The 23,773-nt window shown below is 46.4% G+C and carries 22 protein-coding genes; 9 read left to right on the top strand and 13 right to left on the bottom strand.

Annotated elements, in window-relative coordinates; all coding sequences use genetic code 11:
- Window positions 1–9 precede the first annotated feature (9 nt).
- Together ACZ2XM_RS14205 and ACZ2XM_RS14210 are read left to right on the top strand one after the other, a co-directional pair.
- Window positions 10–732 carry an amino acid ABC transporter permease gene (locus tag ACZ2XM_RS14205; RefSeq protein ID WP_490588767.1) on the top strand — a complete coding sequence of 241 codons (723 nt, stop codon included), beginning with the start codon at window positions 10–12 and terminating at the stop codon, window positions 730–732.
- A gap of 111 nt (window positions 733–843) precedes the next feature.
- A complete protein-coding gene (locus ACZ2XM_RS14210) occupies window positions 844–1,587 on the top strand; it encodes an amino acid ABC transporter ATP-binding protein (RefSeq protein WP_490588768.1) in 744 nt (247 codons plus the stop codon).
- Between the two features lie 75 nt (window positions 1,588–1,662).
- On the opposite strand, the gene ACZ2XM_RS14215 is transcribed toward ACZ2XM_RS14210, so the two are convergent.
- Entirely contained in the window at window positions 1,663–2,415 is a 753-nt protein-coding gene (locus ACZ2XM_RS14215) for a lysozyme inhibitor LprI family protein (protein WP_490588769.1), read from the bottom strand.
- A 465-nt stretch (window positions 2,416–2,880) separates the two neighbouring features.
- Here ACZ2XM_RS14215 and ACZ2XM_RS14220 point away from each other — a divergent pair, with 465 nt between their 5' ends.
- The 7 genes from ACZ2XM_RS14220 to ACZ2XM_RS14250 all read left to right on the top strand — a co-directional run bounded on the left by ACZ2XM_RS14220 (window position 2,881) and on the right by ACZ2XM_RS14250 (window position 10,385).
- On the top strand, window positions 2,881–3,861 hold the full coding sequence (locus ACZ2XM_RS14220; RefSeq protein WP_490588770.1) for an urease accessory protein UreD: 981 nt from the start codon (window positions 2,881–2,883) through the stop codon (window positions 3,859–3,861).
- 70 nt (window positions 3,862–3,931) lie between these two features.
- Window positions 3,932–4,234, top strand: coding sequence for an urease subunit gamma (ureA, locus tag ACZ2XM_RS14225; RefSeq protein ID WP_490588771.1), 303 nt, complete (start codon window positions 3,932–3,934; stop codon window positions 4,232–4,234).
- 143 nt (window positions 4,235–4,377) lie between these two features.
- Window positions 4,378–6,492 (top strand): urease subunit alpha, encoded by a 2,115-nt coding sequence (gene ureC / locus ACZ2XM_RS14230; protein ID WP_490588810.1) that lies wholly within the window; start codon window positions 4,378–4,380, stop codon window positions 6,490–6,492.
- Window positions 6,493–7,015: 523 nt separating this feature from the next.
- A complete protein-coding gene (gene ureE, locus ACZ2XM_RS14235; RefSeq protein WP_490588811.1) occupies window positions 7,016–7,579 on the top strand; it encodes an urease accessory protein UreE in 564 nt (187 codons plus the stop codon).
- Between the two features lie 140 nt (window positions 7,580–7,719).
- Window positions 7,720–8,535: an urease accessory protein UreF gene (locus ACZ2XM_RS14240; RefSeq protein ID WP_490588772.1), complete on the top strand. Its 816-nt coding sequence runs from the start codon at window positions 7,720–7,722 to the stop codon at window positions 8,533–8,535.
- 228 nt (window positions 8,536–8,763) lie between these two features.
- The gene (gene ureG / locus ACZ2XM_RS14245; protein ID WP_490588773.1) at window positions 8,764–9,423 is read left to right on the top strand and encodes an urease accessory protein UreG; all 660 of its coding nucleotides are present in this window, start codon (window positions 8,764–8,766) and stop codon (window positions 9,421–9,423) included.
- A gap of 158 nt (window positions 9,424–9,581) precedes the next feature.
- Window positions 9,582–10,385: a tetratricopeptide repeat protein gene (locus ACZ2XM_RS14250; protein WP_490588774.1), complete on the top strand. Its 804-nt coding sequence runs from the start codon at window positions 9,582–9,584 to the stop codon at window positions 10,383–10,385.
- Between the two features lie 30 nt (window positions 10,386–10,415).
- On the opposite strand, the gene ACZ2XM_RS14255 is transcribed toward ACZ2XM_RS14250, so the two are convergent.
- From ACZ2XM_RS14255 to uraD, 12 genes are all read right to left on the bottom strand, one after another.
- On the bottom strand, window positions 10,416–10,958 hold the full coding sequence (locus tag ACZ2XM_RS14255; RefSeq protein WP_490588775.1) for a hypothetical protein: 543 nt from the start codon (window positions 10,956–10,958) through the stop codon (window positions 10,416–10,418).
- A 34-nt stretch (window positions 10,959–10,992) separates the two neighbouring features.
- Window positions 10,993–11,640 (bottom strand): anthranilate synthase component II, encoded by a 648-nt coding sequence (locus ACZ2XM_RS14260; protein ID WP_490588776.1) that lies wholly within the window; start codon window positions 11,638–11,640, stop codon window positions 10,993–10,995.
- Between the two features lie 102 nt (window positions 11,641–11,742).
- A complete protein-coding gene (locus ACZ2XM_RS14265) occupies window positions 11,743–13,182 on the bottom strand; it encodes an anthranilate synthase component I family protein (protein WP_490588777.1) in 1,440 nt (479 codons plus the stop codon).
- A 77-nt stretch (window positions 13,183–13,259) separates the two neighbouring features.
- The gene (locus ACZ2XM_RS14270) at window positions 13,260–13,535 is read right to left on the bottom strand and encodes a Trp family transcriptional regulator (protein ID WP_490588778.1); all 276 of its coding nucleotides are present in this window, start codon (window positions 13,533–13,535) and stop codon (window positions 13,260–13,262) included.
- Window positions 13,536–13,776: 241 nt separating this feature from the next.
- On the bottom strand, window positions 13,777–16,041 hold the full coding sequence (locus tag ACZ2XM_RS14275; RefSeq protein ID WP_490588779.1) for a nitric-oxide reductase large subunit: 2,265 nt from the start codon (window positions 16,039–16,041) through the stop codon (window positions 13,777–13,779).
- Between the two features lie 388 nt (window positions 16,042–16,429).
- The gene (locus tag ACZ2XM_RS14280; protein WP_490588780.1) at window positions 16,430–17,389 is read right to left on the bottom strand and encodes a DMT family transporter; all 960 of its coding nucleotides are present in this window, start codon (window positions 17,387–17,389) and stop codon (window positions 16,430–16,432) included.
- Between the two features lie 150 nt (window positions 17,390–17,539).
- Window positions 17,540–18,061 carry an ureidoglycolate lyase gene (locus ACZ2XM_RS14285; RefSeq protein WP_490588781.1) on the bottom strand — a complete coding sequence of 174 codons (522 nt, stop codon included), beginning with the start codon at window positions 18,059–18,061 and terminating at the stop codon, window positions 17,540–17,542.
- A 181-nt stretch (window positions 18,062–18,242) separates the two neighbouring features.
- The gene (alc, locus tag ACZ2XM_RS14290) at window positions 18,243–19,319 is read right to left on the bottom strand and encodes an allantoicase (protein ID WP_490588782.1); all 1,077 of its coding nucleotides are present in this window, start codon (window positions 19,317–19,319) and stop codon (window positions 18,243–18,245) included.
- Between the two features lie 240 nt (window positions 19,320–19,559).
- Window positions 19,560–20,564: an allantoinase PuuE gene (puuE, locus tag ACZ2XM_RS14295; RefSeq protein ID WP_490588783.1), complete on the bottom strand. Its 1,005-nt coding sequence runs from the start codon at window positions 20,562–20,564 to the stop codon at window positions 19,560–19,562.
- Between the two features lie 341 nt (window positions 20,565–20,905).
- Complete coding sequence (locus ACZ2XM_RS14300) at window positions 20,906–22,246, bottom strand: urate hydroxylase PuuD (protein WP_490588784.1); 1,341 nt, start codon at window positions 22,244–22,246, stop codon at window positions 20,906–20,908.
- Between the two features lie 52 nt (window positions 22,247–22,298).
- The gene (gene uraH / locus ACZ2XM_RS14305) at window positions 22,299–22,667 is read right to left on the bottom strand and encodes a hydroxyisourate hydrolase (RefSeq protein ID WP_490588785.1); all 369 of its coding nucleotides are present in this window, start codon (window positions 22,665–22,667) and stop codon (window positions 22,299–22,301) included.
- Window positions 22,668–22,737: 70 nt separating this feature from the next.
- Complete coding sequence (gene uraD, locus ACZ2XM_RS14310; protein WP_490588786.1) at window positions 22,738–23,247, bottom strand: 2-oxo-4-hydroxy-4-carboxy-5-ureidoimidazoline decarboxylase; 510 nt, start codon at window positions 23,245–23,247, stop codon at window positions 22,738–22,740.
- Between the last annotated feature and the right edge of the window lie 526 nt (window positions 23,248–23,773).

The raw sequence follows: 23,773 nt of genomic DNA on the forward strand, positions 1-23,773 counted from the left end.
GCCACCGTAATGAGTTGGTTAACGCAATTTTTAGCAATGCTGCCGTTTATGACGGAAGACCGCGCGCATATCGTCATAACCTCCTTTTGGCCTATGCTCAAAGGCGCCTTGCTCTATTCTATCCCCTTAGCGTTGATATCCTTCGCTATTGGGATGGGTATTGCGTTAGTCGTCGCGCTTATTCGCATTGTGCCGCGCGCCGCCCTTTGGCATAAAATTGCCTATCGCTTAGCGCGAATTTATGTTTCAGCGATTCGTGGCACCCCCATGTTGGTGCAACTGTTCATTATCTTTTATGGGTTGCCCAGCATTGGGATAAAGTTAGAGCCATTACCTTCTGCGGTGATTGCGTTCTCGCTGAACATTGGGGCGTATGCGTCAGAAACGGTTCGAGCCTCTATTCTTTCGATTCCGAAAGGGCAATGGGAGGCGGGCGCTACGGTTGGTTTAAGTTATCTCAAAACCTTCCGTCATATCATCTTGCCGCAGGCTTTACGAGTTTCTGTACCGCCCTTATCTAATACTTTTATTAGTCTGGTGAAAGACACATCGTTAGCGTCTCTGATTTTGGTCACAGAGCTGTTTAAGCAGGCGCAAATCATTACCGCTCGCAACTATGAGTTTATGTTGGTTTATACCGAGGCGGCTCTGATTTATTGGACCATTTGTCTGTTATTGAGCAGTTTGCAAGGTCGTTTAGAGCAGCGTTTAGACCGCTATGTCGCTAAATAAAGGACCACTTTGCTGCGAACCTTGCAGCTACTAGATACACCTCTCACTTTATCGACCGTTCGTTTTACCTACAGTTTTAGCCAATCAGACTCAAGTAAACCAAGGAAAGCTATGATTCAAGTCAGTAATATCCATAAAGCCTTTGGCGATAATGAAGTGTTAAAAGGCATTGATTTGAACATTGCGAAGGGCAGCGTGGTGGTGATTCTGGGGCCTTCTGGCTCGGGGAAAACCACCTTTTTGCGTTGTCTCAATACCTTAGAGACCCCGGAGCAGGGCGTCATTAGCTTTGATGATGGCAGCTTGCGAGTCGATTTTGGCGCTAAGCCCAGTAAGCGAGAGCTGGCCGCTTTGCAGCATAAATCGGGCATGGTGTTTCAATCTTATAATTTATTTCCGCATAAGACCGCTTTAGAAAACCTCATGTTAGGCCCGGTTATCGCTCAGGGTAAGAGTAAAGACGCCGTGCGTACTGAGGCGCTAGCGCTGCTAGAGAAGGTCGGTTTGTCGGATAAAGCAGATCTCTATCCTTTTCAACTGTCTGGCGGTCAGCAACAGCGGGTCGGTATTGCGCGTGCCCTAGCTATTCAGCCGGATTTACTGCTATTTGATGAGCCTACTTCCGCATTAGATCCCGAGTTAGTGCAAGATGTCCTTGAGACTATGAAACAGCTAGCGTCAGAAGGTTGGACGATGGTTGTAGTCACGCATGAGATTAATTTTGCTCGGGAAGTCGCTGATAAAGTAGTACTCATGGAAGGCGGCTATGTCGTCGAATCGGGTACTCCTGAACAATTATTTGAGCTATCGACTCATCCTCGTACGCAGGCGTTTTTACAACGTATTACGACTTAATAGCCTGTCGCTATAGTCAATCTAAGCTATTGTCTAATTAAGTAAAAATATGATCTAAGCAAGCAAAAGTACTGTCTAATCAATCCAAAGAAAGTACTCGTTCATTCGCGCCTCATTCTGTCCAATAAAACATACCTTTTCTGCTTGCGTGCGCGGTCGATGATGGCTGTCTGCGCCGCAATTTTTTGTGCGTCTGATAAGCCATTGGGTTTGATCCGTCTTCAGCTCAGCGACCGTGTCATACCCATGCCACTGCGCCACTTCACTCTTAATAGCGTTATAGGTATCATTTAATAGCTTATCGGATTCAGTGTATTTACGATCAATTAATCCCGCATTGCCTGTTAAAGGCAGGTAGTCAGTATACTCTTGAAAGTTGAGTTCGCTCATTCTTTTGAGCTTGGCATCACTGAGAGAAACGGTATTATCCCCTAAATCAATAAAGCCGCTGATTCGATCATCACTAAAAACATACCCTTGGAAGCCACAAGGCGTCACGCCATCTTTACATAAACTGTGCTTGGTTTTCGCTGGATAAATCTTGACGGTAAAAGGCGTTACTGGTGATTGTTTATCCTTATCTGCTGTAAATCCCCAACCTGCCAAATCAGTGGCCACTAGCGCCATATCATCACAACTGACATAGCCTTCTTCACAGCCATAGTACAGATTCAATCGCTGACCTTGAATGTCCATTCCCATAATTAAATTAGATTTTATTGGAGCAACGGCGCTACTGCTAGCAGCCGCTGTAAGCAAAGCTATGGCTACAATAAATGGGTTAAATGGGCGGGCAAAACGACTGAGGTTGGACACCAAAGTGGGCATAACATATCCAGGGTATAAAACGTAAAAGCGGGGAATGATAGAGCAAATTTGCTACGAGTAATAGGAAAAACTCTGTTAAATGCTGCTCTTATCCAAAGTTTTCGTATGGTTTTATTTTAGTTTTAAAGAAACTATAGCATAAGTAATTAAGAAAATATTAATAATCTAGCGGGCGATGCTAGCAGTGGTCATTTCTACAGTAGACCTTACAAGAACCCTCATGCTTCATAGTGGCGCTTAACTCATTATATTGGTGCTAAGTGACTTATATCGGTGCATATCCTAGCGCCTAAGCTCTATTTTGGCGTCATAAATGCTCATTTTAGTGGCATAAAATTTGTAGCAACTTTAAGTATATAGACAGCTAAAAAAATTTGGCAGGTTTTCAAGAATGCAGGTAAATACTGCATTTTAATCGTCAGTATTGAATAGTTATAAATGAATTAGCGAGGGTAAATAGCCTTTATGGCATCAGACTTAGCTACTGCTTTTACCCAACCATTGAGTGTGCTATCTGGTTGGCACTCTAGCCTAAACTTGGGCTTCGCTGACTGGCACTACAAAACCCGACTGGTCAAACGTCGGCACTGCGGCGCACTACAAGTTCAGCGGGCGCTGTATCCTGAGGCTGACTCTCAAATGGCACCCAACCAATCGGGCATTTGCCATACGATTATTCTCTATCCCCCCGCGGGTATTGCTGCCGGGGACAAGCTTAAGATTGATATCGAATTGGCCAATGGTAGCCATGCAGTATTGACGACGCCGGGAGCAGGGAAGTGGTATGGCAAGGAGCAGGATAAGAGCCATTCGCAGGACTATGATAATGAAGTGAAAAACCAGTATTGTGCAACAGATGCTAATTTTGCCAGTCAGGATATTAGAGCAGCCGTGGAAGAGGGCGCTTGTCTAGAATGGTTGCCACAAGAAAGCATTGTCTTTAACCATGCCAATATGCAGGCACGGGCGCAGTTTGATTTAGCGAATAGCAGCAGTTTGCTCACTTGGGATATCGTGGTCTTTGGTCGGCAGTCCTACCATGAGACCTTTGCAGCAGGCCAGTACCGTAACGAACTAACCATTCGTCGTAACGGTAAACTCATTATCTTTGAAAATAGCGATCATGCGGCGGGTTCGCGTTGGTTTACTTCACCGTTGGCCATGGCAGGTCAGCATGTGGTTGGGACCTTTTGGGCGGTTCCGGCGAGAGATACCTTGGCTTCTGACCGCAAAACCAAATTGACTCAAACTATTGTCATTTTACGGGAGCAGATTGCTAATCAAAAGTTGCCCGTAGTCTGCACTCAAACCGAGCAGGCGATTTGTATTCGTTACCTCGGCGATGATGTTCAGGCGTGTTTTTCAGCATTCTCTACACTTCGGCACGTGCTGCGCCAACAGTGGTGGCAGCTTACTGAGCATAGACCGCGAATCTGGGACACTTAATCGCTTAAAGCGATATTTTTCGACTTCATTCATTAGAACTTATTCAAGAATAAAATTTAAAGGACAAACCATGCAGCTGACCCCTACTGAAAAAGACAAACTGCTCCTCTTTACCGCAGGCATGGTCGCAGAGCGCCGTAAAAATCGCGGGGTAAAGTTGAACTATCCTGAAGCGATTGCTTATATCAGCATGATGCTGCTTGAAGGCGCGCGTGATGGCAAGACCGTGGCCGAGCTGATGAGTGAGGGTAATACTTATCTGAGCCGCGCTGACGTCATGGATGGTATTGCTGAGATGATTCATGATGTTCAGGTGGAGGCGACTTTTCCAGATGGAACAAAACTGGTGACGGTTCACGATCCTATTGTTTAAAGTTAAAACTAATTATAAGTACTCATAAAAAGGACGCCACCTTGAGCCAAGATCCTAATACTAATAGCCCTGATTTTAATAGCTCTAAGCAACCATTAGCCAGTAGCAATCAACCCGAGCCGCACTTTGAATCACCAGCAGCCATCGGTGGCTACGATATTGCAGACGGCGACATTGTTATTAACGCAGGCCGACCGACGATTGGGCTTACCGTCATCAATACTGGCGATCGTCCCATTCAGATTGGCTCACATTATCACTTTGCTGAGGTCAATGCAGCGCTAGAATTCGACCGTGAATTGGCCACAGGTTACCGCTTAAATATCATCTCGGGCACGGCCATTCGTTTTGAACCGGGTCAATCGCGTGATATTGAGCTAGTCGCATTGGCGGGCAAGCGCGAAGTTTATGGCTTCCGTGGTGATATCATGGGCGCGTTAGGTAGCGCGGAGGACAAGGCCGCTAGCGACAATATCCAGCAAGCAACTCAGCCCTCAACTAAAAAAATATCTCGCCGCATCTACGCTGAGCATTTTGGACCAACGACAGGTGATAAGGTTCGCTTAGCGGATACCAACCTTTGGCTTAAGGTCGAAAAAGACCTTACTACTTATGGTGAAGAGGTTAAATTTGGTGGTGGTAAGGTTATCCGTGACGGCATGGGTCAAGGTCAAGAGCCAGATGCCAAAGTTGCCGATACAGTGATTACCAACGCACTCATTGTCGATTACACCGGTATCATTAAAGCTGACGTCGCTATCAAAGACGGCCGCATTAGCGCCATCGGCAAAGCGGGCAACGCGGACATTCAGCCGGACGTCAGCATTCATATTGGTGCAGGCACTGAAATTATCGCAGGCGAGGGCAAAATCCTGACAGCAGGCGGTATCGACAGCCACATTCACTTTATTGCGCCGCAGCAGTGTGAGACGGCGCTCATGTCTGGGGTCACCACCATGTTTGGTGGCGGTACGGGACCTGCCCAAGGTACGCTCGCTACCACTTGTACGCCGGGCGCGTACCACATCCAAATGATGCTCAAAGCCTTAGACGATGTACCGATGAATATTGGTCTACTTGGCAAAGGCAACGTTAGCCTACCAGACCCTGTTGCCGCGCAAATCAAAGCGGGCGCAGTGGGTCTGAAATTGCACGAAGACTGGGGCACCACACCGCAAGCGATTGATAATTGCCTGACTGTCGCTGACGAGTACGATGTGCAAGTCGCTATCCATACCGACACCTTAAACGAGAGTGGCTACCTTGAGAGTACGCTTGGCGCTTTCAAAGAGCGCTGCATTCACACCTTTCATACCGAAGGCGCGGGCGGTGGTCATGCCCCTGATATCCTCAAGGCCATCGGTGTGCCGCACGTCTTACCCTCATCGACTAACCCAACTCGCCCCTTTACCATCAACACCATCGACGAACATCTCGACATGCTGATGGTCTGTCATCACCTAAGCCCTGCTATAGCCGAAGATGTCGCCTTTGCCGAAAGCCGCATCCGCCAAGAGACCATCGCCGCCGAAGACATCCTGCATGACCTTGGTGCTATCTCGATGATGAGCAGCGACTCGCAAGCTATGGGTCGCGTCGGTGAAGTGATCATTCGAACATGGCAGACTGCCGACAAAATGAAAGCTCAACGCGGTCAACTTGCCCCAGACGCCGCCGCAGATAGCGAAGCTAATGCAGGACATATTCAGTTTTCAGACGCGGACTACGAGACGGACAACGACAACTTCCGCATCAAGCGCTATATCGCCAAATACACCATCAACCCTGCACTCACTCATGGCATCAGCGACCTAGTCGGCTCGGTCGAGGTGGGCAAATGGGCTGATTTGGTATTGTGGTCACCGGCGTTTTTCGGTGTCAAACCCGACTGCATTATCAAAGGCGGCCTCATTGCTGCTGCACCGATGGGCGACATCAACGCCTCCATCCCCACGCCGCAGCCCGTGCACTATCGCCCCATGTTTGGTAGCTTTGCCAAGCCCGTGCATGAGACCTGCATCACCTTTGTCTCGAAGGTTGCCCATGAGAATGGGATAGCAAATGAGCTAGGTCTAAATAAAATCGTCAAACCCGTGCATAGCATTCGTCAAATCCGTAAAAGTGACATGCGCCTAAATAGCTATTGCCCTGACATGGACATCAATCCTGAGACTTATGAGGTTCGCGCCGATGGTCAGTTGCTGACTTGTGAGCCTGCGAGTGTGTTGCCGATGGCGCAGCGCTACTTTTTATTTTAATACCATTTACAATGCGCTCTATCATTGTCAGACTCGCTTAGTCTACGGATTGTAGTACTTGCACTCGTCTTTCGCGATAGAACGCATTCTAAAACAGTATGTTATCTATAAGCGTTCTAATATTAGTGAAACGCCAAGTACAAGCAAACGCATGAAATATTTTTAGATATGGATATAGATAGAGGGGAGCCAATCGCGCTGTCCGCTTATATCTGCCAGTCTGGGCGTTGTGCTTCCTATAGGTCAGTCGATTTGCTGTTGCCTCGACACCTCGCCTGACCTAAGTCAGCAGCACCGCCCAGCCCGTCAGGATAGCGCTGCCATCACGGCTAAACGACACTATGTAAGTTAAGCTTTGATTATTTTTTTGAATTACGTTTTTAAATGAAGTGTTTGAGGTGATAATTCGAGAACCGTAGCGTGGGTGCAACGAAGTGAAACCCACGGATAAATTAACTTAACATCACCATACCAATAGCAGTACAGCAAACAACGGAATATCCCAATGACCCAAGATGCCATCATGCCAGTCTTTACCCAGCGCCTAGACGCCGAGCAATTAAACGATCAGCAGCGCCAGCAACTTAAAGTTCAAAAGGAAGCAGGCAACTACCTCAGCCTCGACTTTGACACCCGTCAGCGCTCCCGTTTTAAAGCCGATACCCAATCAGGCACTACCGTCGGCGTGGACTTACCCCGTACCGAAACCTTAAAGAGCGGCTGCGTGCTTGCGGACGCCAATAGCAACCTTGTGCAAGTCTTCGCTGCTGACCAAACCTTGACCCAAGTAACGACCTCAGGCGATGGGTTCCTACTAATGAAAGCCGCCTACCATTTGGGCAACCGTCATGTGCCATTAATGATTACGCCGTCGGCGCTCTTCTTTGAGCCGGACCATGTCCTAAGCGATATGTTAGTTCGTTTGGGTGTTACGGTAGAAGACGTTGATGCACCATTTGAGCCGGAGACCGGAGCTTATCAATCGGCTCATGCGCAAGGCGGTCAGTCGCATGGCGGCCACAGTCACAGTCATTCAAATAGTCACAGTCATTCGCACAGCCATGACGACCATTCACATAGCCATTAAGTAACCGTAGGGTGCGTTATACGCACCGATACATAGCGAGCGATATTAAATGGTGCGTGGAACGCACCCTACAAGATACAGACTTAATCTAAATTATTTATAGATTATTTACCACAACCCAAATAAAAAGACCCTATTTAATGAGCCAACCTTCTAGCAGTTCACAAGCAGTTGAACTTTCAAGCATTGAGAACAATAGCAATCAGCTTGGTGCGCTACTCATGTTTGCCTCAAGTAATTTGCCCATTGGCAGCTATACCTATTCGCAAGGGGTAGAAGCGGCTATTGAAGCAGGACTAATTTTTGACGAGGTCTCAATGCTGGCGTGGATGCAGGACTATCAAGCATTAGCATTAATGGGGTTTGAGGTGCCATTGATTGTAGCGTTAGCTGAGCTATTAGCGCGGGCTGAGACTGAGCTTGCCAACGAGGTTGCCGCGTATTATATGGCAAGCCGCGAGAGCCATGAATTTGTGTTGGAGGCTAGCCAATTGGCGCACGCACTGGGTGCTTGGGTCGAGGCGGTATTAGATTTGACCGTGCCGGAGTCCATCCGTCAGCAAGGGTTCTTGCCGTTGTTCGCGCATATCTGTCAGCACAATAAAATGAGCCATGATGCTATTGCCATGGCCTACGGCTTTGGTCAGTTGGAAAACATGGTACTCGCCGCTGTCAAAACCGTTCCGCTTGGACAAATGGCAGGTCAGCGTATCCTGTGGCAACTGCAAGCTAAGCTTCAGCGTGAGCTACCTGCGCTTATTGCTGAAGTGAAGCAAACAGTGGGGTCATGGCTGAACGAATCCCAAACTATGTCACAGAATGAACTAGAAAACCCAGTTCAAAAGCTAGAAATCTCAATATTGATAGCTAGGTTAACTAGCGCGGGCAATCTACCCAATCTCGCGATACTGTCTTGCAGGCACGAGCAGCAATATAGCCGATTGTTTCGGTCGTAATGGCTAGTTTCGATAACAGTTGTTGGAACTATTCTGACGATGCAAACGCTATTAAATGATAGTTTTGGAGATAAAATCCCTCCCTAACCCTCCCTTTATAAAAGGGAGGGAACGCTCTTTTAAAGTAGGTGCGAAGCACTACTTCGTAAGAAGAGAGTCTTGTAAACGCTATTAAAACCAATAAAGTTTAGTTTGATTTAGTACCAATAATTTAAAAAAGGAAACTCAATGAGCCAATTTACAGCTAAACCCAATACTGCCGATCATTCCGCAACACCTGCATTATCCCCATTACGATTGGGTATCGGTGGTCCTGTCGGCTCGGGTAAGACTGCCTTGACGCTCAAGCTGTGTCAGCGTTTGCGAGATACTTATAACATGGCAGTCGTCACCAATGATATCTATACCCGTGAGGATTCAGAGTTCTTAACGCGTAACGACGCTATGCCAGCTGAACGTATCGTTGGGGTGGAGACGGGCGGTTGCCCACATACCGCCATTCGTGAAGATGCCTCAATTAACCTGACCGCTATCGATGAACTGAACGCCAAATTTTCAGGATTAGAACTGATAATTATTGAGTCCGGCGGTGATAACTTAGCAGCGACTTTTAGCCCTGAGCTGTCTGATTTAACCTTGTACGTCATTGACGTCTCAGCAGGGGATAAAATCCCACGTAAAGGTGGCCCTGGTATCACTAAATCTGATTTGCTCATTATTAATAAGACCGACCTGGCGCCACTGGTAGGCGCATCGCTTGAGGTGATGGATCGCGATGCCAAGATGATGCGTGGCGATAAGCCGTTTGTCTTTAGTAATATGAAATCGGGTGATGGTCTTGACGATGTCATTGAATTTATTGAAGACAAGGGTATGCTGCGTCGCTAAGGTATTTTACTAATCTTTAATTAATTGCCTGAGATTCAACTTATTCAGCAGTCATCGTTTATATTCTTACACTGACTAGGCTAGTGGAATGGTCTAAAGTATTCTAAACTAAGCGAGAAAGCTGTTAAGAAAGACCTGCTATTGTTATGGAAAACAAGATGATATTTCAAATATTGCGACTCCCTCTTCTTAAAGTCCTTACTTTATCCTTATTGCTCGGTGGCTCAGTATCAGCATTAGCGACGGATATAGCGACTACCAAACAATTGGCAAGGCAAGGGAATGCAGCGGCGCAATATGAACTGGATGTGATGTATGATCAAGGTAATGAGATTGAGCAAGATTTAGATAAAGCGGTTGAGTGGTATCGAAAAGCCGCTGCCAAAGGTAGCTCTGCTGCACAAAATAAACTGGGTCACCTTTATGAGCATGGCATTTTGGGAGTTCAGCAAGATGCAGTGCAAGCGGCCGAATGGTATCAGCGAGCCGCTGTTCAAGGCAACGCTATCAGCCAATTTCGCTTAGGATGGCTCTATTATTCAGGTACTGGCGTGCGCCAAAGTTACAGCAAAGCGATGGCTTGGTATTTAAAAGCTGCCAAACAAGGCCAACCCGAAGCGCAATATAATCTGGCATTAATGTATGACAACGGTGAGGGTATCGCCGAAAATGATGCTATGGCGGTGCTATGGTATACCAAGGCTGCCGAGCAGGGATTGGCGGATGCGCAAAATGACTTGGGCTTTATGTTTGAGCATGGCACAGGGGTAGCCAAAGACATGAATAAAGCTATTAAGTGGTATCGAAAAGCTGCCGAACAAGACTATGTACAAGCGCAATATAATCTTGGCGTAATGTATGAACACGGCAAAGGGGTGCGCGAAGATAAGGCTAAGGCTTTAGAGTGGTACGCTAAAGCCTGTGATAACGGCCATGAGAAAGGCTGTGCTTACCTTAATTAGTGATAGGGCTGCTTATTCAATTAAAAAGTATCAGTCAGGAGGATAAATCAGTTTTTCAAACATAAAAGTAAAGAACAATAGAGACACAATAAAGAATATTACTCCTACCTTATTTTGTTTAGTGGCTTGATGCTTTTCTTCCTCATAAGTCAGAAGCTGTTGGTCCTCGACTTCTAAAGATAAGGCCTGCCTAGCATTGTTTTTATAGACCCAACCATCCTGTAACGAATACCAGCCAATTTTGGCGGTCTTGCCGATATAAGGCTCAATTTTCTCCATTCTTATGCAGCTAGACTCTGCACCTGTTGAGTGGCTGCAACCGTAGTAAGTGATTTCACTCAACCTATCAAGAGTCCTTAACGCTAGCGTGACATCGCCCTCTCGAGTCTTAGAGTAGTCCAACATACCTACGCTATATTGTAAATCAGACTTCGAAGGAATATCAGAGCCTTGCCACTCTAATAGTGGCAAACTGATTATAGGTAGGGTGAATAGCCAAAAAAGGATTAGCCAGATTTTTTGTTCTTTAGATATATGCCTAAAATTTCGCATGATTTTAAGCGTTTTAATCATAAATAGAACTCTTAGAGTATGAGCTAGCTAAGGGCTAGGCTTGCAATAGAAAGTTACTCAGTAAACGCTTAGCCCCTTCAGTAGCAAAAGACTCAGGGTGAAATTGCACCCCTTGGATAGGGTAGTCTTTATGGCGCAGTCCCATAATTTCCTCGCCCTTAGCCATCAATTCGTTCAAACCAAGCTCAGCTTGATCTTCACTGGTCACTGCAGCTGTCACCGTTAGGCAATCGGGTAAATCGTCCGCCTGAACCATCAATGAGTGGTAGCGCATAATGTCGACATCTTGCGGCAAGCCATGATAGACCCCTTGATTATCATGACGAATCGGCGAAGTCTTGCCATGCATGGGCACACCAGCACGGATAACTTTGCCGCCAAACACATGCGCAATTCCTTGCATCCCTAGACAGACGCCTAGTAAGGGAACGGTCTTGCCCATAGTCTCAATCACTTCCGCACAGACGCCAAAATAAGCGGGATCATCAGGGGAACCGGGGCCGGGAGAGATGATAATGCGGTCTAGATTCATGGCCTGCACATCAGCCAAGCTAATTTCGTCATTGCGTTTGACGATCACATCGGCACTCTCAGAGCCACTTATTGTCTGTAAAATCTCGCCTACATATTGGTAGAGATTAAAGGTAAATGAGTCATAGTTGTCGATAATTAATACTTTCATGGTCTTGCCTTCTAAATATTGGCTTATTTGTTATTAAAATATAGGTTATTGATAGGCTAAAGCACTTGCCTAAGAGCATAAGTAAGTCTAAGCGTCCGTCATTCAGTCCGTCATAAAGCTATCCAGTACCACTTTCATAGCCGACAGTTTGCGTTGAATCTCTAAGTACTCATCGGCAGGATTAGAGTCATAGACATTGCCGCCACAAGTTTGTGCATAAGCGGATTCACCATTGATAAATAGGGTACGAATCGGGATAGCAAAGATACAGTCGCCATTAAAGTTAAATGAGCCTAGCGCCCCACCATAAGCGCCGCGACCATCCGGCTCTAATTCATTGATAATCTTAATTGCTTCGATTTTAGGCGCGCCGGAGAGCGTGCCGGCGGGAAAGTTACTGGCAAGCGCACTAAACATATCGTGGTCAGGATGCAGGATACCAACGATTTCCGAGGAGATATGCTGCACGTGAGAATAACGCTTAATGTCCATCAGGCTACGCACTTTGACCGTACCAAAACGCGCGACGCGGCCGATATCATTACGATGTAAGTCGACCAGCATATTATGCTCAGCAATTTCCTTAGCATCATTAAGTAGGGCACGCGCTAGTTTGCGGTCCTCAGTCTCATCCACTCCACGTCTGGCGGTACCCGCTAATGGATAAGTCTCCATTTCGCCTTGGCGAAGGCGGAATAATAGCTCAGGAGACGCGCCGATAATGCGCTGCTGACCAAACTTCATAAAGTACATATGCGGGGAAGGGTTGACCTCGCGCAGTTTCTCATAAATTGGCATGTGGTCGCCTTTGATGCAATAGCGTGACTTAAAGCCGACTTCACACTGAAAGATACGCCCAGCGATAATGTCTTCTTTTACCTGCATAACTGCCGCTTCATGGTCTTCACGACTCATGCCATCACCCAAAAATTCTACATACGGCGCTTCGTAAGTCGGGATTGGCGCATTGAGCAGAGCTTTAATTTCCTCAACACGGTTACCTTGAGTCTCGGTAGGGTAGTAGAAATAGAAGATTTCGCCGGTCATTTTATCTAAGGTTAACCCATCTAAATACACGCCAAATTTAAACGGTTCGAAGTCTTCGCTAGCTTTGGCCTCTAAGCTTGGCTCAAAGAAATTGACACTGTCATAGCCTAGATAGCCAACAAGGCCACCAGTTTGATTGCGCGCAATGACGTGCTGTGGAGTAATATCACGCAGCAATTGATAAGGGTTGTCCGTACCGTATTGCTTTGTCTCACCGGCTGTCCCATCGGCATTATTTTGCGTAATCGCTAAGGTATTACGATTGATCGCGGTAATGGTCATAACTGGTGCAAAACCAATCGCATGGTGGCGGGAGATATGGCTTTCTTCGCCTAATGATTCGAGCATGTAACAAGTATCAAAGGCGGCTTCGATACGTTTAAATAGGGCAAAAAAATCGATATCTTGCGTCAGCTTGATGCGCTGTGGTTTACTCGGAATAGCAATAGGATTCGGTTTAGTAGTGAGGGGCGTTTGCTGAGAAATAGCAGTCATAACAGGGTCCAAAATTTTATTAAAATTTATCAATGTAAGCGTCAGAGAATAAGGCGGTTGGTCAATGTCGGGCGGTATTAACGGCCGCGACGATGGGTGGCTAACAAGGCGCTAACATCGTGTTGTTGTCTAGCTTTCGCCCCTCGAGAGACGGTGGCAATACCCACACCAAGTTGCTCGGCAATCTCACGTTGCGTGACGCCCTTTTCTAACAGGTCAAAGATGCGAATACGATTGGCAATATCCTGTTGCTCTTTATCCGTTAATAAGGCGGTTAATAAGGCTTCTATTGCAGTAACGTCGTTACATTGCGCCAGATGCGTAATTAAGCTTTGGTAAGTATCAGTAGTCATAGAGGAGGCTTAGTAAATGCGAGTGTGGCTAAAAAAAATGAGTTGGAGTAATTTGTTTCAGTATTCTAGTACACTAGTACCAAATCTACAAGGATTTTATTAAAGTAGGGTTAGAAAAAGAGGATGAAGCGCTCAACAATAAACCAAGCCTAAATAAAAAAGCCCTGCCGGAGCAGAGCTTTCATTGCGCTAAAGTCCTTTGTTTTTCTAAAGACGTTTGTTGTCCTAAAGAGGGGCTAGCCTATTTTTTGCTAGGTTGATAATTGGCATGAGACGGTTTAGCAAATACCAATTTCAACATCTGTAGTGCCATACAGATAGCCCCAATGATAAGCACGACGTCACCAATGGTACGGACCCAACGTAGCGTTTGCAAAAAGTCCTGCTGCATAAAGTCTTCGCTACGCGCTAACCATAGCCCTTCGGTAATTGAGGCGTGGGCCTGATAAATACCGATAGGCAGTAAACTGGTGGCAATCATTAATACCAACCCTAAGTTTAATGCCCAAAAACCAGTTTTCATAAGCTTGTCATTAAACACGTAATCGGGACGGATATAGCGCAGCACCAGCATGACGAAGCCAATCGCTAGGAAGCCATATACCCCAAACAGGGCAGCATGAGCGTGAACCGCCGTAGTGTTGAGCCCTTGCAAATAAAATAGTGAAACCGGAGGGTTAATCATAAAGCCAAACACCCCGGCGCCGAGCATGTTCCAAAAAGCTACAGCGACAAAACACATGATGGGCCACTTGAGTTTTTCCATCCAGGTAGCTTGACGCTGCATTGCCCAGTGCTCGTAGCCTTCGTAGCCTAAGACCACAAGTGGTACAACTTCTAAGGCGCTGAATGACGCCCCGATAGCCATAATTGGCGTGGTGGTGCCTGAGAAATATAAGTGGTGAAAAGTACCAGGAACGCCGCCGAGTAGGAAGAGCGCCGCTGAGGCGATAGAAGACGCCGTTGCAATACGTTTACTGACCAAGCCTAAGTTAAAGAAGATGAAGGCTAAAGAAACGGTTGCGAATACTTCAAAGAAGCCTTCTACCCATAAGTGTACGACCCACCAGCGCCAGTATTCCATAATAGTGAGGTGGGTACGCTCGCCATAAAACAGACCAGTACCGTAGAATAAACCCACACAAATCACTGAAGCAACAAAGATGGCTAGTAGGTTTTTATCGCCATGCGCTTTAAAGCCATTGACCCAACCGCGGGCCATTAACACCAACCAGAATAAGATACCGACCCATTTTAGAATCTGCCAAAAACGGCCTAAGTCTACGAATTCATAGCCTTGATGACCAAACCAGAAGTTAAATTCTGCAGGCATGATGTGGGCTAGCGCAAAGTATTGACCGGCGAAAGAGCCGATGACCACGATAATTAAGGCGACCCAAAGAATGTCGACGCCAAGCTTTTGATACTTAGGATCTTTGCCACCATTGATAATAGGGGTTAAGAATAGCCCTGCCATCAAAAAGGCTGTGGCAATCCAAAACAATGCCGCTTGAATATGCCAAGTCCGCACCAGCGCATAAGGGAAGTAATCTGCGACAGGGATGCCATAGAAGTTTTGGCCTTCAACCGTGTAGTGAGCGACAAAGCCCCCTAAAAAGACCTGCACTACAAATAGTGACATCACTAAGAAGCCATACTTGGCGAGCGCTTTTTGTGAAGGGGTTAAGGCTATTCTCGTTAGTGGATCAGCATCGGGAGTGATGGTTTTAATATCCTCTTCACGGCGTAGGAAAGCCCAACCCCAAACTAAAAAGCCCACTCCCGCGATTAAGAACACCACGCTAGCGATAGACCAAATGATATTTTCAGTAGTGGGGACGTTATCGATTAAGGGTTCGTGCGGCCAGTTATTGGTATAAGTAGCCGTAGTACCTGGGCGTTCAGCAGAGGCCATCCAGGTGGTCCAGAAAAAGAAATTCGTTAACTTTTCTCTGGCGGTGATATCAGGCAAAGTATTATTTTTCATCGCAAAGCTTTCACGCGATTTCTGTAATGAGGGATCATTGCCATATAAATTGATGTAGTAGGGGGCGATCTCATTCATCGCTGCGATACGGGTATCTGACAGCACTACGGTGCCATTTTCATCCACCGCACTTTTGCGATACTCATCTTTGAGCTGCGCTTGTAGCGAGGCTTGCTGACCCACGTCTAGAGAGTCGAAGTCTGCACCATACGTGTTTTGCGCGCTGATATTAAGCCAAGCGACCAGCTCACGATGCAGCCAATCGGCCGTCCAATCCGGGGCTTGATAAGCGCCATGACCGAGTACTGAGCCGAGCTGCTGGCCACCGGTAGTTTGCCAAGCAGATTGGCCATCTAAAATATCGTCTTTGGTTAGGATAACCTGACCACTGCTGTCCACATACTGGTCGGGGATTGGGGGAGCGGTACGATATATTTCGACCCCGCCCCACCCCAAAAATATAAAGGTGATAATAAGGACGGCGGCTAGGCCGAACCAATGTTTTTTATAGTCACCCATATTCTGCTCCTATAGCTAGAAAGGGGAGTATCTAAAAGATACATTTAAAATGAATGTTTAAAAACCTAATGCTGCCTTTTATTTTTAATGAACACCAATACGGTGTATCAGGATGAAAAAAAGAGCGCTTTAGGTAGCGATGCAATAGGGCGCTAGTGGACGCTTCATGAAGAGTAACGCCCAACCAGTGCCGCACTATTCTCCAAGCAGGGCAAGAGAAACAATATTACAGGCAAATAATATCATAAGATTCATTTTAAATGAATGTTATTAATTAGAAAATAAACACTCTAGCGTCCATAAATTCCAGTAGGAAATCTGTAAGGTTAGCGATGCTTAATAATGTAAGCAGAGGCTAAGTACTTTGCTTAATAATAGAGATGACCCATTAGGCACGGCGACGTCGCGACAGCCATCTGGGTACGCGAGTGGTCGTTGAATTTAATAAGGCATTGAGTAGAGCGGCTAGGAGGATTAACACAACGCCAAGATACTGGATAGGGGCTAAAGCTTGCTGCAGCAATAGCATAGCTAAGAATAGGGCGGTTAAAGGTTCAAAAATAGTAAAGACTGATGCGCGAGTGGCCGGCAGCTTTTCTAAAGCTTTCATATAAAGTAAGAAGGGCGCGACCGTCCCGACTAAGGATAATCCCAACGCATACCACCAAGTAATGGTCGGCAGCTGAATTAGTTTGGCATAAGTTTCATAAGTTGCTGGCACGAATAGTAGTACCACGGCACTAGAGATGATAGAAGTAAAAAAGACCAGTGGCGCCGCATGAGAATAGTGCATGGCGCGCTTGCCCAATACCCCATAGAGCGAATAACAAACCCCAGAGAGCAGACCTAATACAATACCAAAATTAGCGGAGTTGCTAGAGCCTGCTGTCGTGAGTCCCACCCCAATGACGGCCAATAAAGCCAGTAGGGCAGACTGCTTAGTAATATGTTCTTTGAGTAAAAAATGAGAAAATACGAGGCTAAATACAGGTGCAGTATAGAGTAATGCCACCGCAGTGCCAGCGCCCACGTAAATCACCGCAAAGACATAGCACACCGTCATGCCGAGCACGCCAATCAAAGACTGCAGACCGAGGCCTAGCCATTGCCCAGCGGGGAGCTTAACCAGTTGCGGCCATAACTTAGGCAACATGACCAGTATTAATACAGCCGCGGTCACAATACGTAAGATGGCAATCTGCAGCCCATTAAAGCCAGACTCGTATAAAAAAGTCGAGAAGATACCCAGGGTGCCCCAACAGACGGCCGCGGTAATAATCTGTACAGTACCGATCCAGCTTTTCGGGTTAGCGGTCATTGCAGCATTGGTAGCAGTGGGTTGCGTCATCGGTCATATCTCATTTAAGGCAATAGGCTCTAGCAAACGTTAAAACGCGGCTTCATTCACAAGGAATAAAACCGCGGTCTTTTAAGTCATAAAATCAAATAACAATAAGGTCTATAGGGTAGATGATTTAGGCTAACAGGGTCAAGGCTATTACGAATCCAGTTCGATCAATACTTGCCAATCGGTGATATCTAGCTCGATACAGTTATTGCCTTCGCCATTGACACGGTCAACTACTAAAAACGGGCTTTCAGAATTCAGCGCCATTAAAGGGTGATGCCAAACGCCGGCGTCATACTGAATACCTTGGGTAGACTTGGCATAAAACACGGTTAAATCATCGGCAGATTTAGGCGCTTCACCTTTGGGCGCGACCACGATGATGTAGTCTTCACCGGCCATCGAAAAGAAGGCCTGTGCGCCTAGCGGATGGTATTCCATAATGCATAAAGAGATAGGGAAGGTACGCGGCTTGGCCATAAAGATGCTCATACCGACTTCACCACCGTCAAGGGCAGCCGTGGCAATAGCATGATGGCGCGTAGCATAGCCATTATTAATCACGTAGCAATTTTTATCGGTCTGTTGGGCCTCATCATAGGGCTCAATCACCGTACCAAAAGGAGCAAAATTCTCTTTGGTTAATGGCTGCGGCTTTAGAATAATACTCATTGTTTATCCTTAATAGGAACCTTACCTTCAATCTCCCTCAGTCATTACATAAGGGGTCTATAGCTATCTATTTTAGAAGGCTAAAAAAGGTACGGTATAAATCTGGAAAGAGCGACTGGTGGAGTCGCTCTTTATCTAGCTGTATTGATATAGCGATTCGCTAAAGTCGTTAAACTAAAGCTTATTTAGCTACTTTACCATAGACACGCACACGGCTAATACCACCATCTGGGAAGATATTGACGCGAATGTGGGTAATTGGTTTGTCGCTCACTAGATTGTCAAAAGTATGCACGTTATGCGCTGTGACCGCTTGTGGCTCTAGCATAGTATCCCAGAACATACTTTGCGTGATTAGCGTCGCTTCAGGCGTCTCTGGTGCATAGACAGCTTGGATAGACACTTGGTCTGGGAAGTTACCTTTAAAGTAAGCTGTATCAATTTCGATAGACTCAACGATACCAGGCTGACCTAGTGCAATAATACACCAGTCGTTACCAGGCTCACGGCGACGACGAGTCTCCCAACCTTCACCCATATTTGGCGCTTTGGTTGGTAGCAATAAGTTTTCTACGCCACCGAAATGCGCGTCGTTTGAAGCGATAGCACGGCCACCGTTTAGGGCACCGACTAAGTCGATAGTCTCATCACCAGCATTGCTGCTGTCTAATTGGATATCACCATAGACGCGTAAACGAGCGACACCACCATCTGGATAGATGTTTAGGCGCACGTGAGTCACGGTTTGCTCGCCATCAGTTTCCACAAATTCGTGTGAGTTACCTTGTAGTGGCGTCATGCCTACTAATGGCTGCCAAGCTTGCTTATCCCACTCTTCCTGGCTCACGCTACCCAGTTCAGCATCACTCTTTTGCATCAGCTCTGGCGCATATAGGGCATCGATGCTAGCAGAGGGCGGGTAGTTGCCCGTAAAGTGACTGGTATCAATATCGATACCTTTAATTTTGGTAGGGCGTGCCAATTGAATGACAGTATAGTCATAGCCTAGATGACGCTTACGACGCGTTTCCCAACCGTCCATCCATTTACCATTGTCGTCGAATTCAGCAACGATGAAGACGGGCAGTTCAGGCTTTAATAGGCGATCTTTTGGCGCAAAGAAGTCATCAGTAGAAAATAGCGCTTTGGCACCAAGACGGCTATCGGCAACGTTAGTTTTTTTCACAAATTCTGGCAGAGTCTCAGGAAGGTTGTCCGGTAGAATGACTTGACCTGGTTGTCCAGCTGAATGGCTCATACAATTTCCTTATTTGTTAAGTTAGTATTATGGAGAAAAGTACTGAAAAAGACCTCAATGTCTCATCCAGTAGGGGGTTGCAATAGACCGAGAGCGCGTAGCATCACGGGCACTATTGGACGTACAGACCCCTCCCAAGCCACGTAAAGTGACAAGGTTTGCCTATTAATATCAACGTCGGTTGAGAGGGGCTAAAGCGGTTTACAGAATACGGCGCAAAAAGTTAACGGTTTTGCAGTCTTATAGCCAGTTGGCCGTATTGTTTTCGGTAGCAGGGTGGTTCTCGTACCAATGACGAGCAATCTCATCACGACGACATACCCAGACATCAGGCTTTTCACTGATATATTGTAAGAATTGCTTCAAGGCTTTGATACGACCAGCGCGACCAATCATGCGGCAATGCAAGCCGATAGATAGCATTTTTGGGGTAGTGGCCCCTTCTTCGTAAAGGGTGTCAAAGCTGTCTTTAAGATACTGATAAAAAGGCTCAGCATGGGTAAAGCCAGGGCTAGAGGCAAAGCGCATGTCATTAGTTTCTAAAGAATAAGGAATGACCAAATGCGGCTTACGCACAATTTGCTCGCCGTTACTGTCTGACTGAAAAGTCTTTACGTTCAACCAGTACGGTAGCTCATCGCCATAAGAGTCTGAGTCATAAGTATAGCCACCTTGCTCGACGACCAACTCACGGGTATTCGGGCTATCGCGACCGGTATACCAGCCTTTAGGTTGTTTGCCTAACATCGCCTCAAAAATTTCAGTAGCACGGCGAATATGCTCACGCTCCGTCTCACGGTACATGTCTTGATAAGTAATCCAACGTAGACCATGACTGGCAATTTCGTGGCCGTCTTCTAGCACGCGATCGATGATATGCGGCGTTCTTTCCGCGGCAGCAGCACAAGTAAAAGTCGTAAGCGGTAGACCATATTCTTTAAACACATCCAGCACACGCCAAACGCCCACACGACTGCCATACTCAAAGGCAGACTCGATCGATTGGTGACGATTATTAAACTCGGGCGTGCCTAAAATATCAGATAAAAAACGCTCAGAATGACCATCGCCATGGATGACACTATTTTCAGCGCCTTCTTCAATATTCAAAACAAACTGTACCGCAATCTTAGCGCCACCGGGCCATTTAGCCTTAGGTGGGTTGCCGCCGTAGCCTTTAAGGTCACGCGGATAGCTAGCAGGATCAAAGGTGCTGTTGATATGTTTAAATTTTTGATCGGGCATTATGGCGGTCCTTATAATGGGTCTAAATTTATTAAGAGGGTCTTAAGGTAATAGCAATCATCCTATAAAACCATGTAACGCTAAAGGGGTAAAGCAACAACAGGTAAAGTATTGCGGGCGTTCAGTTAAGGCGCTACGAGCTCATAGCATTTATCAATAATCCTGTCTCAAACTTGACCATTAATAAAGGGCAATACTAAATACTAGCTCATAAAATAAGCCGCAACCTTGACTATTTTCTAGTGGTATTGCGACTTATACGATAACGCTATCAAATGCTTAAGCTAAGTTTTCTACAAGTCTACTGTGCATCTTATTGTGAACAGGCTTACTGTGTCAGTCTATAAACCAGAAACGTAAGATAGCAGTTGCGAGCGCTCTTCTTCAGTGATGTTGGTCAAGTTACCGAGCGGCATATATTTGCTTTGTACTGCCGTGAGCACCTTAGCTTTATGGGTGGCCAAATCTGCAGGAGAGTTCAAGATAATGCCTAAAGGCGGTGCGTTAAAGCCAGCTTGGGTCGGTTTTTCAGCATGGCAAACTGAGCAACGGGTATGCACGACTTCCATAACTTCATCATCACCTGAGGCGCTAACAGGGGTAGCGGCTGCAGTTGCTGCTCCGGCTGTTGCCACCGCACCTGCTGAAGTCGCTGAACTATCCGTCGCTGTAGCTTCAGTAGTGGCCGCTGGTGGTGTAGTTGGTGCAGTATCGGTTTGCGCCGCTACTGGCGTATCCAACATAGACACAGGGGCTTCTTTGATAGGCTCTGGGCGCATCCAAATAATCAATAGTAACGTCAAGATAGCTGGAATGACTAAGTAACGAGGCTTGGTAAAGCCGCGATGCTTCAGGTTAAAGTAGTGGCGTACGGTCGCCGTGATAATACCGATGAACACCAATACTAACCAACCGTGCTCATGCGAGTAGGTCATAGGATAGTGGTTGCTGATCATGATAAAGATCAATGGCAAGGTAAAGTAGTTGTTCATGAGCGAGCGGTTTTTGGCCATTAATGCCAATTCAGCCACTTCTTTGCCCGGCTTGACTCCTTTACGCACACAGTCTACCAAGGCGCGCTGGGCGGGCATGATACCGAAGAATACGTTACCGGCCATGATAGTACCGAGGATAGCACCGACATGGATATACGAGGCACGATCACTGAATAACTGGTATGCCAGCCAAGTGTCTACTACCATTAAGATAAAGATTAATACGCTAAAAATAAAAGCGTTTTTACCCAGACGGCTACGCACAATAGCTTCGTAGATAAAGTAGTTGCCGAACAGGAATAATAAGCTGGTGGCGACCGCTACCGTGCTAGAGCTAAAGGCTACCTTGCTAGGATCAATCAAGTAAGCACTGGCATTGAAATAGTAGACGAAAGACATCATCGCCATACCGGTTAGCCAAGTGGTATAGGCCTCCCATTTAAACCAATGCAGCGTCGTCGGCATCTCTTCAGGCTCGAGCTTATACTTGGCAATCTCGTAAAAACCACCCCCGTGGACCGCCCATAGGTCGCCTGAAATGCCTTTTTTCTGTTTCCAGTCGGGTGGCTTCTGTAAGCTCAAGTCCAACCAAACAAAGTAAAAAGAGGCACCAATCCAAGCTACGCCGGCAATGACGTGGAACCATCTGAAAAATAATTGAAACCAATCTAGTAAATATGCACCCATGCCGCGGCTATCCTTGTAATGTACTTAGTGTATTTATTAACCAATTGCGCTCTTACGAGCCGCGATAGGTGCTGTAGCCGTGTGCGCTTAACAATAAGGGCACGTGATAATGGCTAGCATCACTTACGACGAAATCGATAATAACTTGCGGATAAAAAGCCGTGAGGCCTTGGGCATCAAAATACGCTTGGGTATCAAAAGTTAGGGTATAGCGGCCAGCATCTAGCTGTTGCGACTGACCGGCGGTCGCTTGGCTAAAGTCCCAGCTGTCAGGGGTGACGCGGCCATCAGCATTGGTGGTGCCATGCGCTAGTAACTGCGGAGTAGCAGCGGCATCAACACGGTGTAGGGTCACGGCGATATCAGCCGCAGGCTTGCCCAGATGGGTGTCTAAGATGTGTGAAGATAAGGTGGCGGACATAATGCTTCCTTTCATAGGGGTCATATAGGGTTGTATAAAGTTATACAAAGATATAGCTGATATTGAATGTCTAAGCCGCGTCAATCAGTTTGCTAATACGCAAACGGGTGATTTTGTTTTGCTCAGCAGCAGCGTTGACCAGTTCTTCTTCGCGGCTATTGGGCAGACGCGCATTGAGTAAATCCAACATCTGTTGTGCCGACTTGCCGGTAGCAAAGACGATAAAGATAAAGCCAAATTTGGCTAAATAATCTTGGTTGCCTTTGGCCAGTGCCTCTAAGGTCGCATCATCAGCTGCATTAGCACCCGACTGTTCGTGAGCGGCGCTGCCTTCGGTATGGCGATACTTCTCTTTTAGAGTAGAGACATCACCAATTTGCGGATGACCTTCAAAGGCTTGCAGATAATCAGCCTCGAGCATCTGCGCCCACACACTATCGCTAGTGGTTAGCAGGTTTTCCAATGACGCAAAAGGCGCTTGCTCGCTAACTAAATTTGCCCAGCGCTCGCTAGTACAGCAAGACAATAGCTGCTCGGTAGCAGAGTCGAGGGAGAGTTGATTAAATTCAGTTAGGGTCATAGTCACGGTAAATCCTTTATAAAACAGCTGTGCGAACAATGGTGTGCATAATGTGGCGCACTATCAAACAAATAGTAACGCTGTGATCAATTTATGAAAAACAGACGCAGATAAATTCTCTGTGTGCCTATTCTGCTAAAACCTGACCATTTGGTCAACTATTATCTTTATTATTTTCATATTTATTCATTTTGCGCCACTAAATCATAAAAAAACAGAGGATTATCAATAAAAAAACATCTCTTAAAAAAACCTGACTACTTGGACAGGTTCTTAAGATATACTGAGAGATGTCCTATGAAGTTGCCCTATCAAGGTGAGACAGAAGGGTCGCGCTAGAAATGTCGCATTAGAAGTGTAGAGTTTCTATAGTAGTTTGCGGTGTTAGCGTAGAGGTAGGAGGGGTGACTGCGTTATAATCTGCCTGCCTTTATTTTAACCTTGCCAATTTTTCGATCCTATCAGCAGCCTTAATATCTGCAGAATCAAACACGTCCTAATAACTAATACTCAATTTTTGAGGTAT

The sequence above is a fragment of the Psychrobacter sp. CoH-33_TS_01 genome (assembly GCF_058189395.1).